Annotated in this window: 15 protein-coding genes; 14 read left to right on the top strand and 1 reads right to left on the bottom strand. The window is 47.4% G+C overall.

The features are described from left to right. Window positions 1-13: 13 nt before the first annotated feature. The 5 genes from KB559_RS13750 to KB559_RS13730 all read left to right on the top strand — a co-directional run bounded on the left by KB559_RS13750 (window position 14) and on the right by KB559_RS13730 (window position 5,586). On the top strand, window positions 14-988 hold the full coding sequence (locus KB559_RS13750; RefSeq protein WP_211022496.1) for an aldo/keto reductase family protein: 975 nt from the start codon (window positions 14-16) through the stop codon (window positions 986-988). 34 nt (window positions 989-1,022) lie between these two features. After that, window positions 1,023-1,658, top strand: coding sequence for a polysaccharide deacetylase family protein (locus tag KB559_RS13745; protein ID WP_211022495.1), 636 nt, complete (start codon window positions 1,023-1,025; stop codon window positions 1,656-1,658). A gap of 188 nt (window positions 1,659-1,846) precedes the next feature. Further along, on the top strand, window positions 1,847-2,479 hold the full coding sequence (locus KB559_RS13740; RefSeq protein WP_211022494.1) for a TetR/AcrR family transcriptional regulator: 633 nt from the start codon (window positions 1,847-1,849) through the stop codon (window positions 2,477-2,479). 24 nt (window positions 2,480-2,503) lie between these two features. Further along, the gene (locus KB559_RS13735; protein ID WP_211022493.1) at window positions 2,504-4,822 is read left to right on the top strand and encodes an ABC transporter permease; all 2,319 of its coding nucleotides are present in this window, start codon (window positions 2,504-2,506) and stop codon (window positions 4,820-4,822) included. Between the two features lie 5 nt (window positions 4,823-4,827). Then, window positions 4,828-5,586, top strand: a complete 759-nt coding sequence (locus KB559_RS13730; RefSeq protein ID WP_211022492.1) for an ABC transporter ATP-binding protein — start codon at window positions 4,828-4,830, stop codon at window positions 5,584-5,586. Window positions 5,587-5,704: 118 nt separating this feature from the next. Here KB559_RS13730 and KB559_RS13725 read toward each other — a convergent pair whose 3' ends face one another. Next, on the bottom strand, window positions 5,705-6,556 hold the full coding sequence (locus KB559_RS13725) for an aldo/keto reductase (RefSeq protein WP_211022491.1): 852 nt from the start codon (window positions 6,554-6,556) through the stop codon (window positions 5,705-5,707). A gap of 171 nt (window positions 6,557-6,727) precedes the next feature. On the opposite strand from KB559_RS13725, the gene KB559_RS13720 reads away from it, so the two are divergent. The 9 genes from KB559_RS13720 (at window position 6,728) to KB559_RS13680 (ending at window position 15,313) form a co-directional block, all read left to right on the top strand. Continuing rightward, window positions 6,728-7,177, top strand: a complete 450-nt coding sequence (locus KB559_RS13720; RefSeq protein ID WP_211022490.1) for a MerR family transcriptional regulator — start codon at window positions 6,728-6,730, stop codon at window positions 7,175-7,177. Between the two features lie 42 nt (window positions 7,178-7,219). Beyond that, complete coding sequence (locus KB559_RS13715; protein ID WP_247681794.1) at window positions 7,220-7,504, top strand: hypothetical protein; 285 nt, start codon at window positions 7,220-7,222, stop codon at window positions 7,502-7,504. Between the two features lie 109 nt (window positions 7,505-7,613). Further along, on the top strand, window positions 7,614-8,876 hold the full coding sequence (locus KB559_RS13710) for a mechanosensitive ion channel family protein (protein WP_211022489.1): 1,263 nt from the start codon (window positions 7,614-7,616) through the stop codon (window positions 8,874-8,876). Between the two features lie 59 nt (window positions 8,877-8,935). Continuing rightward, window positions 8,936-9,418, top strand: coding sequence for a GNAT family N-acetyltransferase (locus tag KB559_RS13705; RefSeq protein WP_211022488.1), 483 nt, complete (start codon window positions 8,936-8,938; stop codon window positions 9,416-9,418). A gap of 179 nt (window positions 9,419-9,597) precedes the next feature. Next, entirely contained in the window at window positions 9,598-10,008 is a 411-nt protein-coding gene (locus tag KB559_RS13700) for a DUF1259 domain-containing protein (protein ID WP_211022487.1), read from the top strand. Window positions 10,009-10,064: 56 nt separating this feature from the next. Next, on the top strand, window positions 10,065-10,484 hold the full coding sequence (locus KB559_RS13695) for a DUF1259 domain-containing protein (protein WP_211022486.1): 420 nt from the start codon (window positions 10,065-10,067) through the stop codon (window positions 10,482-10,484). Between the two features lie 106 nt (window positions 10,485-10,590). After that, window positions 10,591-10,854 carry a hypothetical protein gene (locus KB559_RS13690; protein ID WP_211022485.1) on the top strand — a complete coding sequence of 88 codons (264 nt, stop codon included), beginning with the start codon at window positions 10,591-10,593 and terminating at the stop codon, window positions 10,852-10,854. A gap of 152 nt (window positions 10,855-11,006) precedes the next feature. Continuing rightward, window positions 11,007-13,541, top strand: coding sequence for a M28 family peptidase (locus KB559_RS13685; RefSeq protein WP_211022484.1), 2,535 nt, complete (start codon window positions 11,007-11,009; stop codon window positions 13,539-13,541). Window positions 13,542-14,065: 524 nt separating this feature from the next. After that, window positions 14,066-15,313 carry a sugar ABC transporter substrate-binding protein gene (locus KB559_RS13680; RefSeq protein WP_348772920.1) on the top strand — a complete coding sequence of 416 codons (1,248 nt, stop codon included), beginning with the start codon at window positions 14,066-14,068 and terminating at the stop codon, window positions 15,311-15,313. The last annotated feature ends 77 nt before the right edge of the window (window positions 15,314-15,390 follow it).

The following is a 15,390-nucleotide window of genomic DNA, read 5'->3' as shown; positions in this document are numbered from 1 at the left end:
GGGTGTTGTTGCTGTGAAATACCGAAGCCTTGGCAAGTGGGGACTAAAAGTGAGTGAAATTGCTCTGGGAAGCTGGATGACTGATGTTCAAACTCCGGAAGCCGTGGACACGGCGAAGAAGAGCATTAGACGCGCTTATGATCTTGGTGTTAATTTTTTTGACTGCGCAGATGCGTATAGCGGCGGACAAGCAGAAATTTTTCTCGGAAATATATTAAAGGAATTCGAACGGAGCTCCTTTGCAGTTTCAAGTAAAGTGTTCTTTCCGACCGGCAACGGAGTCAACGACAGAGGACTGTCCAGGAAGCACATCATCGAACAAATAGACAAGTCTCTTACAAATCTCCAAGTGGACTATTTAGATCTGTATTTTTGTCATCGGTATGATGAGAGCACCCCTTTGGAAGAAACTCTGCAAGCCATGAGTGATTTAGTCGCGCAAGGGAAGGTGCTGTATTACGGCGTAAGCGAATGGACGCCCGTACAACTTACGGAAGCATTGTATCTTATCAAGGAGATGGGGCTTCGCCCCATGTCGGTCATACAGCCGCAATATAATATGATGGACAGATATATTGAGGACGAAATCATGGGGATCTGCCAGAAGCATGGATTGGGAATCGTTCCGTTCAGTCCGCTGTCACAAGGGCTTCTTACCGGCAAATACCGGAAAGGTCAGGTCATCCCCGAGGGTTCCCGGGCAACGCATCAGGCGGACAGGCAAATTAACAATCTCCTTACCGAGGATCATTTGGATAAGGTGGAAAGATTAATTCAAGTAGCGGAAGGATTGGGTACAAACCTTTCCGTACTTGCACTGGCATGGTGTCTTAGAAAACCTCAAATCAGCAGTCTGATCACCGGTGCTTCAAGACCGGAACAGATAGAAAACAATATTGCTGCAAGCGGATTTGAACTTTCGGAAGAAATATTAACTGAAATCGAGCAAATTCTGGATTATAAACCCACGGTTCGTAAAATAGGTTAATGACGATTCATGATGAATCGAAAGGAGTAGCCTAATGACCACACTATCGCTGGTTCATAGAGTTTCAACCCGGGACAAGGCTGTCGCTTTTACATTCGACGACGGGCCGCATCCCTTGTATACTCGGCAGTTGCTGGATATTTTTCGCAAGGCGAATGGGAAAGCGACATTTTTTATGATCGGTCAGGAAATCGATGCGTTCGAAGACATTGCGGCGGAAGTTCATCAAGCCGGCCATGAGATTGCCAATCATACTTACTCGCACCCTGATTTGACCAGACTGACGCTGGAGGAAGCGAGGACTGAAATTCAGCAGGCGGATGAAAGAATTCGTCAGATTACAGGAAAACCTGTATTGAGTTTTAGACCTCCATATTTTGGCGTGAATGAGGACATTCTTTCACTTGCCGCAGAGTTTGGATACACCTCGATCGGCACCGTCAACGGCGGGGCGAAGGATTGGGAACAACCCGGAGTAGAGTTTATTTTGGATCACACGAGGCCGACGATCGAGAATGGCAGCATTTTTATGTTCCATGACGGGTATGGCGAACGGGCCCAGACGATTGAAGCTGTACAAGTTTTGCTGGAAGAGCTTGCTGCCGAAGGGTATCGGTTCTTGACGGTGAGCGAGCTGTTGGAGCTTGCTGACCAAGCCTGGATGAAATAGGGCCCGAAGGTTATTCATAAGCGTGCCGGAAATATCAGAGGAGCGATCTCTTACAGGGGTAAGAGATCGCTTCTTTTATTATAATTTGAATTGGAAAAACCACCCTCCACCCCCTTGACATCCCAAACCATCGTTGTTAATATCTAACCGACAGACAGTCGGTCGGTAATGAAGGAGGCACCAGATAAATGAGAATTAAAAAAGAGGCGGAAGAGCGCAGAAATGAAATCCTGGATGCGGCGGATGAGCTTTTCGGACAGAAGGGCTTTGATGGCACAAGCACTAACGATCTGCTCGACAAGGTCGGCATTGCGAGGGGAACTCTGTATCATCACTTCAAGTCGAAGGAGGATATTATGGACGCGCTGATTGAGCGCTATAATATCAACATTTTAGGAGCGGCGCAGGCAGTTGCCGCCGATACGAGCATTCCCGTCGTCGAGCGTGTGATTCGCACCGTAATGGCTATGAACATCAGCCATGGCGGAAGCAGCAGCAAGGAGATTATGGAGCATATTCATAAACCGCAGAATGCGCTGATGCACCAGAAAATCCAGAAGAGCATCATTACTGGAGTAACGCCGATTCTTACGGGAATCATCCGCGAGGGGATCGAGCAGGGAATTTTCAACACCCCGTTCCCGTACGAATGTATGGAAATGGTCGTGATCTATGCGAATACGGTATTTGATGATGACATGGTCCCTATGACAGAGGAGGAGCGCGGATCGCGAATACTGGCTTTTGTATGCAACGTTGAAAGGCTGCTTGGTGCCGAAAGTGGAAGTTTGATGGACGTCATGAGGATGTTTGGGGGTTAGAAAGTTGGAATTCGGAGGTGGCTCATGTATTACAGATTAATTCGCAATGACATAGCCAGGAGTAAGCTGATCACGTTGACAACGATGATATTTGTGGCTGCGGCGGCAATGCTGGTATCTCTGGCGGTGATCCTCGTCGTAAATCTCTCAGGTGCGATAAATACGTTGATGATGAAGGCGGAAACGCCGCATTTTATGCAGATGCATACGGGGGATATCGATACTGGCCGCCTAGCGGAGTTTGCGGAGCGGAACGGGAATGTCGATGAATTTCAGGTGCTGGAATTTCTCAATATGGACGGTGCGCAGATCAGATTAGGCGATACTTCGCTTGCGGATAGTGTTCAGGATAACGGATTCAGCGTCCAGAGTGAAAAGTTTGACTATCTCCTTGATCTGAACGGAAACGTCATCCACGTATCCGATGGTGGGCTGTATGTGCCGTTAAGTTATATGAAGGACAACAGCACAAAGGTCGGCGACCAGGCCGTCATCAGCGGAAAGGAATTTACCGTGGCGGGATTTCTCCGCGATTCGCAGATGAACTCCACGCTTTCCTCTTCAAAGAGATTTCTTGTAAGCAGCAAGGATTATGCGGAAATGAAAGACCTGGGAAGTACGGAGTATCTGATCGAGTTCAGATTAAAGGATTTGTCGGCGCTCGGCGCCTTCGAAACCGCTTATGCCTCCGCAGGACTTGAAGCGAACGGACCAACAATTACATACCCCTTGTTCAAAATGATCAACGCCATTTCCGACGGCATGATGATTGGAGTAATTCTGCTTGTCAGCTTGCTTGTCGTTGCCATTGCTTTAATGTGCATTCGATTTACGCTGCTTGCCAAAATCGAAGACGATTATCGTGAAATCGGGGTCATGAAGGCCATCGGACTGCGCATTTCGGACATCAAGAAGATTTATCTCGCTAAATATGCGGCTGTTGCGGCTGCTGGCAGCATTCTAGGGTTCGGGCTCTCTTTCGTATTCAAAGGCATGCTTCTTGAAAATATACGGCTTTATATGGGGGAAAGCGAGCATTCTTCCTGGGCGGGAGCCTTCGGAATCATCGGTATCCTGGTGGTATTTCTTGCCATCATAGGCTATGTAAGCGGGGTGCTGAGACGCTTCCGGAGAATATCTCCGGCCGAAGCGATCCGTTTTGGCACTTCCCAGGAAAAAGCAGCGGGAGCAAAGCGTTTTAGCTTGAGCGGAAACAGGCTGCTCAGCACGAATATTTTTCTCGGCGTGAAGGATGTTCTCGCAAGGAAAAAGCTCTACGCCACTATGCTTGCAGTACTGATGATTTCGGCATTTATCATAATTGTTCCGCAAAATTTACATAACACGATTTCCTCGAAGGGCTTCTCTCAGTATATGGGGATAGGCGATGCCGAAATGCGAATGGACCTTCAGCAGACCGATCGGATTACCGAAAAGGCGGCTGAAATTGCACAAACGTTGAACGACGACAGGGACATTTTACATTATGTCGTGCTTGCCACGAAAACATTCCAGGCCAAGACGAAGGACGGCTCGGAAGAACGGATAAAAGTTGAGCTCGGCGACCACTCCATATTTCCCGTCAAATATTCCGAGGGCCGGGCGCCTACAGCGGCAGACGAAATTGCTCTTTCAGCCCTGAACGCCAACGAACTGGGAACAAAGGTCGGCGAGATCATCACCCTGGTGGTTGGGGGGCAGGACAAAAACCTGACGGTAAGCGGCATTTACTCCGACATTACCAACGGAGGCAAGACCGCAAAGGCTGTTTTTACCGATCAGTCGGCGGATGTGATGTGGTATGTGATCTGTGCGGAGCTTACGGACCCCGCTCTGATCGGCGGTAAGGTTGCGGAATATGCTGACCGGTTCAGTTATGCGAAGGTGTCGGACATCGATGAATTTGTTGCACAGACCTTCGGCTCGACGATGAGCTCTGTCGGAAAGGCCTCAAAATCCGCAATTGTTGTGGCACTGGTAATCATGGTGTTGGTTACGCTGTTGTTCATGAAGCTGCTTGTCGCAAAAGACAGATATTCCATTAGCGTCATGAAGGCGTTCGGTTTCACGAAGGCGGATATTCAGGCACAGTACGTTTCCCGTTCGGCGTTCGTTCTGATCGTCGGAATTGTTCTCGGTACGCTTCTGGCCAACACGCTCGGCGAGAGGCTTGCGGGCGCGGTAATCTCCTCTTTTGGAGCGTCGACATTTCAATTTACGGTCAATCCGTTCTCAGCGTATCTGCTTAGTCCGTTAATGATGATCGGCTCGGTGCTGATTGCAACTTTGATCGGCACATCGGGCGCGGGACAAATCAAAATTTCCGAAAATATAAAGGGGTAGGGACTATGAAGAAGATCATTATCGGGGATCAGATCGTTAAATCCTTCGGGGAGGGCGAGGAGAAGCGCCGAGTTCTGGGCGGTGTGTCCGCCTACATTAACGAAGGCGAATTCGTCGCGGTGATGGGACCATCGGGTTCGGGGAAATCAACGCTGCTATTTGCGCTAAGCGGGACGGATGGCATTGATGGCGGCAAAGTTATGGTTGACGGCAAGGATATTTCGGAGATCGGGGAGACGGAGTTGTCGGATTTACGCAGAAGTAAGATGGGATTCGTGTTCCAGCAGCCGACGATGCTGAAGAACCTGAATATCCTCGACAACATCATTCTTCCGTCCATGCGGGGGAACCGTAAAAATGGCGCCAAAATGACGGAAACAGCAAGAGCGCTGATGAAAAGAGTTGGAATCGCGGAGCTTGAAAAGCGCGACATTACCCAGGTCTCGGGAGGTCAGCTTCAGCGTGCGGGAATCTGCCGGGCGCTGATGAACAGCCCGAAAGTTATATTCGGCGACGAGCCTACTGGGGCGCTCAACTCACAAACCGCGCAGGAAATCATGGACCTGTTTTCCGAGATCAATGCGGAGGGGACCGCGGTGATGCTGGTTACCCATGACGCCAAAGTTGCCGCACGGGCGGAACGCATCCTATTTATGAACGATGGAACTATCGCAAGCGAGCTGACGCTTCCAAAGTTTGACGGTAGTAATCCGGATGACAGAATCGAGAAAGTAACGGTGAAGATGAGGGAAATCGGAATCTGATAATGCCCTTAAGGGTTGTTTGCTTCCATGCGAATTAAGTAAAGAGAAGACAGGGCGGGCCCGCCCTGTCTTCTCTTCGTAGATGAGGAGGATGCCGTGATACGTTTACGGTTTGTTCCTAGTAATCAAACTTCCAGTTACCCATCTTCTTGGCGAGTTCTGGATCGTGGTACGATATGAAAAGGCTTTTCCCCGTATCAAGGGCAGTAATTTGCTCCATATCCTCTTGGCGTAGCTCGAAATTGAAAATATCGAAGTTTTCGAGTATACGCTCTTTGCGTACGGATTTTGGAATGGCAACGATATCTCTCTGAATAAGCCAACGCAACACGACTTGAGCGACGGACTTGTTGTATTTCAATGCGATCATAGACAGCACTTCGTTGCCAAACAAATTGTTAAGTCCTTCGGCGAACGGTGCCCAGGACTGGTGCTGCACTCCCTGCTCTTTCATAAAAGCGGCGCTCTCGATCTGTTGATAGAACGGATGTGTTTCCACCTGGTTGATGGCGGGTACGATTTCGTTATGCACGATGAGATCCATTAGACGGTCGGGCAGGAAGTTGCTGACACCGATCGCCTTAATTTTGCCCTCGCGGTATAGGTCTTCCATCGCGCGCCAAGCGCCGTAGTAATCGCCGAACGGCTGGTGAATCAGATATAGATCGAGATAGTCGAGATTCAGCTTCCTTAAGGATTTGGCAAACGCCACCTTGGCACTCTCGTAGCTTGCATCCTGAACCCAGAGTTTGGTCGTGATGAACAGCTCCTCGCGCGGTATACCGCTGCCTTTGATCGCACGTCCGACCGCTTCCTCATTCAAATAACCTGAGGCGGTGTCGATCAGGCGGTAACCGGCCATCAGCGCTTCATATACCGCGTTCTCGCATTCTTCAGCATCTGGAACTTGGTATACTCCGAAGCCGAGGATCGGCATTTTCACACCGTTGTTTAGTGTTACGGTTTGCATTGTAATTCCTCCCATTTCTTTAATTGTTGAGTTGCAACGGCCGCGAATCCTTGGTGTCGGACACCGTGTGAGGATTTCGCTTACGGCCGGTTTGCATTACAATAAGCCTAGAGCCTTCGTGTTACACGAAGTCAAGCCGCTTCCAAAAATGTTTTTTCAAGGAGGTTTCACATGCATACGGTTAAAGAAGCCGCTCTGATCACGGGACTCACCGAGCATGCTGTACGCTTTTACACGGATAAAGGTCTGGTGCCGAGCGTGCAGCGCAATCAAAACAACATTCGGATGTTCGACGAGGAATCGATCAACTGGCTGTTTGGCGTCAAATGTCTCAAGCAATCCGGGATGCCGATTGAAGTTATCAAAACGTACATCGACCTTTGTCTTGAAGGCGATTCGACCATTCCGCAACGCTATACGCTCATGATGGAGCATAAAGAAGCGGCGCTCGTTAAGCTCGAGGAAGCCAAACGGCACATCGACCATTTGGAACAAAAAACCGCCCTATATCAGGCCATTCTGGAGCACCGCTCTCCAGATACGTCCAATCCCGGCAACTGGGACAAAATTCAACACATGCATAGTGACGTATTTTACTCGCCTTCCGTTCGGAAGGCATGAGGGAAGGAACTAATTAAGTATAGAGGGAGAGTGAGTGGATCCATGCAATACGTGGAATACCTTCTTATAGTTATATCTCTTCTTGCAATAATTAATTTATGGACTAAGGTGGGGAAATTGGAAGGCCGGATAAAAGGAATGCAACATACCATAGACCGGTTAACCCGACAAACGGGACTACCGGAAAATCCAATAAACGATGAGCTGCGCAAGTTAATCCAGAAGGGCGAAGACGTTAAAGCCGTTAAAAAGGCAAGGGAAACTTTAGGCCTTTCTTTGTTAGAAGGCAAACAATATATTGATAAATTGAAATCCGAAAACAGATAAACTTATCTGCCGGTAGCTAATGAGAGAAATTGGAATGTGATTCTTTTTGCTTCGTACTAGGATCTAATTTATAATAATAGGCTATTATAAATCGGGTCAGGAGGAAGTAATGGACTTTATCAAACATCAACTAGACGGATACGGCATGAGCGACCAAGCCATAGTTTATTTTTCAAATATGATCATGGTTGTTTTTATCGCTGTGGTCTCCATACTTGCCAATTATATAACCAAAAAAATCGTATTAAAGACCAGCAGTTATATCATCCGCAGCAACAGGTTTACATGGGATAATATCATTCTGGAGAACAAAGTGTTCCATAAGCTGTCGCATCTCGTGCCGGCGATCATCATCTATTATTCCGCGTCGATCTTTCCGTCCTATCAAGCTTTGATTGAGAAGGCTGCACTAACGTACGTAATTATCGTAACTATTATGGTATTTAATGCACTGCTCAATGCTTTTGACGCCATTTATCGTTCGTTTGAGGTTTCCAAGATCAGGCCGATTAAGGGATATATCCAGGTGGCGAAGATCGTTCTATTTATCATCGGGGGCATTGTGGTCATTGCGAATCTCATTGGCCAAAATCCCTTGATTATTCTCAGCGGCCTTGGTGCTTTATCGGCTGTTCTGATGCTAATTTTTAAGGACTCCATTTTAGGTCTGGTGGCCGGCGTTCAATTATCCTCGAATGATATGGTGCGCGTCGGAGACTGGATTGAAATGCCGAAGTATGATGCGAACGGCGATGTGATCGACATTACGTTGAACACGGTAAAGGTCATGAATTTCGACAAGACCATTACGATGATTCCAAGCTACGCTCTGATCTCGGATTCTTTCAAAAATTGGAGAGGTATGCAATTATCCGGCGGCAGAAGAATTAAGCGAAGCGTATTTATCGATACTAGCAGCATTAGCTTTTGCACTGAGGAGATGATTGAGGAATTTAAGAAGATTCACTATCTTACCGATTATGTCACGACAAAAACAAATGAAATTAACATATACAACACGGAGCACCAGATTAATACGGAAAGCAAAGTGAACGGAAGACAACTTACGAATATAGGTGTATTCCGAGAATACATCCATCAATATTTGAGGAATCATCACAAAATTAATAAGGACATGACGCTGATTGTCAGACAGTTAGCTCCGGAAGATAACGGACTGCCGTTGGAAGTCTACGCATTCAGCAATGATATTAATTGGGGAGTGTATGAATCGGTACAGGCGGATATTTTTGATCACATTTTCGCGGTGGCTCCGACATTCGGACTCCGTGCCTTTCAAAATCCAACGGGCCATGATATTGCTCAATTAAAAGAAAACGCGGAATTCTCGCGAGGATCGGTACATTATTGATATGGCGCCTGGGGAAGGATTATTATAGAGCTGGAAGCTAGAGGTTGGAGGCAAGCATTATGATGATAAGAAGCATTCAGGCGGAAGATAACAGCACGATCGAGGTCATTATACGGCAATGCCTGATCGAATTTGGCGGGAATCGCGAGGGATTGGCTTGGGAAGACGAGAGCTTGAGCCATCTGTCCGATTATTATAATCATGACGGCCGGGAATACTGGATTGTCTTCGATGCCGGCGGCAAGATGCTTGGGGGCTGCGGTATCGCCGAATTCGGTTCTCCGGAGAACAAAGTTTGCGAGCTGCAGAAAATGTACCTGCTTCCGGAAGCCAGAGGAACAGGGGCGGCGACGGAACTGCTGCAGACGGCACTCCTGTTTGCACAGCGGCACTATAACGCCTGCTATCTGGAGACGCTTAAGACAATGGAGGCGGCCAACCGCTTTTATGTAAAACACGGCTTTCAGCCGTTGGATGCACCACTGGCCGGTTCCGATCACTTTGCATGCGATGCATGGTATATTCGAAAATTAGAAGATTAACTTAAACGTACGGACGAGCTTCGCGGGCGTCTTGCTTCGTTTATGCGGTATAGCCACATCCTCAAGAGGATGTGGTTTTTTTGTTCGCCCTAATTTGTTGTGATCCGTTGGGCCATTGTCTTGTTCCTTTTTTTCTCTTGGTCATAGGATGTTGTGAAATCAATAAAAGGAGGATTTACATGGCAAAGGTAAGCCCGCAATTCAAACGGCTGTGCGCTCAATTCGGAAAAATCCTGGGGGGAGAGTCCGAAATTGATGAAGGCCCGGTCTGTTTTGTCACGCGGATGACGAATCTGAGCGAGACGATTTTGAGAAGAAGAACGCAATCCCCTTTGGTTCAAATGCAAATGTTTTCGTTCGAGTCTCTTGATAAGTCGGGTCGCGCCCTTTGTTTGGGTGAAACGGCAGTGTATCAGAATCAGGTTAATCGATTGATTTCGAATCTCCGCAAACGGGGGATCAAGGTAACCGCTGTTCATAATCACTGGCTGAACGAGAATCCGCGCTTAATGTATATGCACTGGGAAGCCATTGAGAATCCCGTCACTTTTGCCAGAAAAACAAAAGAATCCATATCATTTCTGGGCTGATGCGGACCGGTAGTGAAGCATATTTTAATTATGACTTGAAAGGATGAACCCGACTGATGGAACAAGTGAAGGCAAGCCCTCGTTTTAAAAGATTATGCAATCAATTCTCCAAGATTTTAGGCGGAACGGAACATGAAATCACCAAAGGCCCGGTTTGTTTTGTAAGCAGAAACAGAAAAATAAATGCCAGCATTCTTGGAAGAAAAACTACATCTCCTTTGGTTCGCTATCAACTGTTCTCGTTTGAATCGTTGGATAGTTCAGGACGCGCGCTCTGTTTAGGGGAAACGGCACTCTTCCAGGACCAGGTCAATCGATTGCTGACAAATCTCCGCAATAACGGAATTAAAGTAACGGCGGTTCACAATCACTGGTTGTTCGAGAAACCGCGGTTAATGTATGTCCACTGGGAGTCGATCGATAATCCGATTGATTTCGCAAGGAAAGTTAAGAACTCTATTGCTTTCTTGGGCTAGGCACTCTTTACCCCTATTCTTTTAAAATAGGTTCCATCTACCCTCACCCGTTGCTTCTCAATCGAATAGATTGGTAGGAAGTACAGAAAACAGGAGGGATATAGGGATGAAAAACTCTCAAGCGGGCAGGCTGGAAAACCAGGTATATTCGAACCGTGTGTTGAGATCCGAATTTGATAGAAACTGGCGTACGGTCATTTCCAGGAGCGGGTATGTCATTTATATCGCTACCGCAAACCGGGCCAAGGTGGAAGTGCTTCTCGCCGACAATTCCAGGAAGCTTCTTGTATTTAATAAAGGCGGAAAAGTCATCGTGGGAGGCGGAGGCGTCAGTCATTACAGCAAACCCCACCGGGCAATCAGCTTGTAAGGATAATCTGTAGCAAACAAGTTATACCCTCCGGTTCAAAAGTACTATATACTTCAAGATATGTTCCAATTATTTCATTATCGGAGGACGACATGAGATCAAAATATTTAACAATTAAAAAGTCTAATTTTCTCCCGTTTTTAGCTTTTATCATGTGTCTTAGCTTAAGCGTTCCTTATGCGTCAGTGGTTGCTAATCCGGCTCCAGCGAAGCAACCGTTGGATGAATTGGCGCTGATCAAGGAACTGGCCAGCTCCGCATACAAAGGACGGGTCCCCGGTTCACCGGAATACGCGAAGGCGGCAGATTTGATCAAACAGCAATTTATAAATTTGGATATCGCGCCTTTTGGGAAGGATTATCTGATGCCGTATCAAACCAGCTTGGCCACGTTCTCCGGCAAGCCTACATTAGCCATAGACGGGAAGCAGCAGGCTCTCATGGCTGACTTCAAGCCTCATGGAATGAGCAGCTCCGGAACGGTGAAGGGTAAAGAGCTGGTGTTTGTCGGCCATGGTTACCCTGAAGATCTAGCGGGGTTATCCGTAAAGGATCAGGCCGTACTGATGGAGGCAGAGGTTAAACCGGGCAACTCTCTCGGTGTGGCGGATCGCATGGTTGCACTGAAACAAGAAGGGGCTAAAGCGGTTTTTATGCTGCCAAGGAAGACATACCCGATCGAGGCCTTTGAGCGGCCGTTAAATGGAAGCGAAAGCGGGATCGTATCCGTGTATGTGCGGAACAATCTATTTCAGACAACCGGACTGAGGCCCGGAGATAAAATAGCGAAGCCGTTTGAGATGAGCGTGACGATCAATCGTACCGCCAAAGTCGATTCGCAAAATATTATAGGGTTCATTCCCGGTAAAGACCCCCATCGGACTTTGATCATTAGCGCGACGCTCGATGGATTGGGTTCCATCCCGAATACAGCTGTTTTCGGTTCCGCTAGTATGAATGCAAGCGGTGTAGCGGGAGTGCTATCCTTGGCCAAGCATTACAAGGAACATCCGCCGGAAACCAACATCTTGTTCGCGGTTATCGGAAGCGAAACAACTAATCGGGATGGAATTCAGCAATTTATCAAGGATTATTATACCGTTTCCACCGCAAAGATCATCGGCTTCTTCAACCTATACGATCTGGGAGGTAGTAAGCAGCTTCCGAAAATGTATGCTACGGCTACAAACCAGAGTCCCCTTGTTCCTTATTTAAAGGAATCAGGCAAAATTTTATACGAAGAAAATGGCGTGGCCGAGCTCTATAATTTCAATAATCCGTTCTTTGAAACAATGGGGGTTCCCAATGTGTTCTTCAGAGGCTCGGAGTCTATCGATGCAGCAAACGACACAGCGGACCGGATTCAGATATCGGCGCTTAAGGCCCATATCCAGACGATTCAAAACGTGATCGATCTATATACCAAGGATCCGCATCATGCGATCTATGTGAAGCCGTCTATGGTTCAGCCGGACAGCCAAGGCATGGTTTACGTACCGGAGGTGGGTCATAAAATGAGCTTTTTCTCGACACGTTACTTTGATGTGTATTACGAAGCCGACCGGTGGAAAGAACCCGAAGGGTTGAAGGCGAAGGTGGACTCGATATATGAAGCCATCGCTTGGTGGAACTATTACCCCCAAGATAGCGAACGGATCAAAATTTTTTATACGAACAGCTATGAAGACAATTGGGCTACCGCCCACAGGACGCCCGAGCCTCAGAATAAAACATCGGGCGCACTACAAAGTCCGGACTACCATAGTGTGAGCGTCGTATATTCACCCGGCACTATGCAAAAATTAAGCGACTCTGTCGGAACCATCTATCACGAGTTGAACCATAACTTGGCCACCTATAAATTGAAATCCCTCGGATATGGGAACTGGTTCAATACGGAGGTACAGGAAATTCAGGGGCACGCCAACAATTACGAATCCAAAGAACAAGGGCGACGGATTCTAGCGGCCAGCCTTTCCTCTACACTGCAAAAGCCTCTAGCGGATATCCGTTGGGACAGCTATTCGACGTCACTAGAAGAGGGAAAGGAATTGGACAGCACCTATAATCAAGCCGGAAGTCTGATCTTTTTCCTCTATTGTAATTACAGCGAGGATAAGGGCAGAGAGTTTGCCTATCGTATGTACACCGAAAACGGAAAAAAAATAAAAGAACTGGTCGAAGAAACAGTGGGCGTCCCTTTCCAGGAAGTATTACAGCAATGGTATGATTGGTATCGGGGGCAAGAAGTGAAAGTCTCGAGCTTCCAGACCGCCCCTTATAGTCCGCCAGTAAATACACAAAAAGCCGGAGACGCTACCCGGAACAGCAACGTGAACGATGCTCTGGACAACGGGACGCGGATTAAGGGCAACCTGGTTACGTTGATCAGCAGCAATGCAGAATTGAAGATCTCTTCGGTTACGGCGGTCAAGAAAGGAACCGATCTTTCATTTTCAATCTCGTATACGAGTAAGAAGAAATGGTCCTTGCTGTTGTTTACTCCTCCGCAATCCGAGATCCTTCGCCTAAACAACAAGCTGGAACCTGGAACCAACTTGTTGACGTTTAAGGTGCCAATCGCCAAACTGAAAAACGTGAAGGAGCTTAATCTGAACATTTTTGAAGATGAGCAATACAACATGATGATTGTCGACATGACGGAACTGAAGAAACTTATGGAATAGGCGGAAATCCTGTAAGATAAATCGCCCCCCCATTGTCGGAACATACTTGACAACGGGGGGCGGTTTTATTTTCGTTCCACGTTCCACTAATTTCCCGGTAGACTCCATTCAGCCCCGGCCTGTTACAAATCCTTTCCTTCGGGGTATTAATTCTTACAACTGCGCAGCCAGACCCACAACATAAACTCCACTCAATATTCTCCCAAAAAAGCAGAACAAAACAGCTTGAATTTCAGGAATGATGGGTTTATAATGTGAATACGAAACGTTTCGAATTAAATACTTACTGTAATATCCTAAATGGAAGCTACACGGCTTCCAATTCTATCAAAGGGAAATGTAAGCGGTAACTTTCAAGCAAAACAGCATTTTACAGGGGGTTTGCACACGAATTAGAGAAGATTCAGCTCGAAGAAGTTCGATATTTTTTTCGAAATGAATCGAAACGTTTCGAGTTAGAGGGCAAACGCATAGTTTTTCGGCTTTTATTCAAGACTTTTAATCTAATGAAGAGGTGAGGAAAAGTGAAGAAAAATTGGTTAGTTGCTTTGATTACACTGCTTGCTGTTTCTGTTATCGTGGCCGGCTGCGGCTCGAAAAATAACAACTCGGGTTCCAACTCGGCTTCAGGCGGCGACAACAAGACGGTAAAGGTCTGGTTCATGGGCACCTCGGAGAGCGTAGAGCCGATTGCAAAAATGTATGAAGAGAAAAATCCCGGCGTGAAGGTAGACGTGCAGGCGATCCCTTGGGATTCCGCGCATGACAAACTCCTTACGGCCGTCGCTTCCAAGAACGGTCCGGACGTCATCCAAATGGGTACAACCTGGATTCCGGAGTTTGCTTCAGCAGGTGCCTTGTTGGATATGGCTCCATACATCGAGAAATATCCGGAGCTTAAAACGGAAAACTTCTTTGACGGTGCCATTCAAACTACGCAATATGACGGTGTTACTGTAGGTATCCCTTGGTATGTTGAAACACGCGGATTGTTCTATCGTACCGATTTGCTTGCCGAAGTCGGGTATCCTGAAGGTCCGAAAACTTGGGATGAACTGAAAGATGCCGGTAAGAAGCTGGCCGCGAGAGGCGAAGGTAACTATATGATGCCAGTCGATGCGAAGGACCAAAACTATTTGTCCATGTTCGCTTGGCAAGCAGGCAGCGATGTCATTGGCTCCGACCGCAAACCGCAGTTTAATCAGCCGGAATACGTAGAGGCGATGAACTTCCTGAACAGCTTGTATAAGGAAAACCTCGTTCCGCCGACCGACCTGGATACCGTTACAGGCTTTAAAGACGGCACGGTTCCAATGTTTATCAGCGGTCCTTGGATGATCCAAGCCGTGAAGGAACAAAATCCGGAAATTGACGGCAAATGGACAGTTAAGACCTTGCCTTCTAACAAAAACAATAAATCCCTGATGGGCGGTTCCGACCTTTCAATCTTTAAATACAGCAAAAACCCTGAAGGGGCGGCGAAATTTATCGCCTATCTGAGCAGCGAGGAAGCGCAGCTTAAATTTTACGAAACATCAAATTCCTTACCTGCTTTGAAAACGGCTTGGGAGAACGAGCAATTCTCCGATCCGATGATCGCCGCATTCGGTAAGCAACTGGAAAGTGCGATTCCGACGCCGATGGTCAAGGAATGGGAAGAAGTTTCGCAAGCTTCGGTCGCAGCCTTTGAACGAATTACGGTTGGCGGAGCGGATGTGCAAGCAGAGATGGACGCATTGAATGAGGAAGCCAACGGAATTCTAGGAAATTAATCTTTTTGTCTTCCGCCTGCGAAGATGACGCCGGGACTCTACAGAAGCGAGGGTCCCGGTTATCTCTTTAGGATTCT

The organism is Paenibacillus sp. Marseille-P2973, from assembly GCF_018101095.1.
Classification (GTDB): Bacteria; Bacillota; Bacilli; order Paenibacillales; family Paenibacillaceae; genus Fontibacillus; species Fontibacillus vini.
The sequence above is the reverse complement of the archived record's forward strand: the minus strand, read 5'-3'. Positions and strand labels throughout refer to the sequence as shown.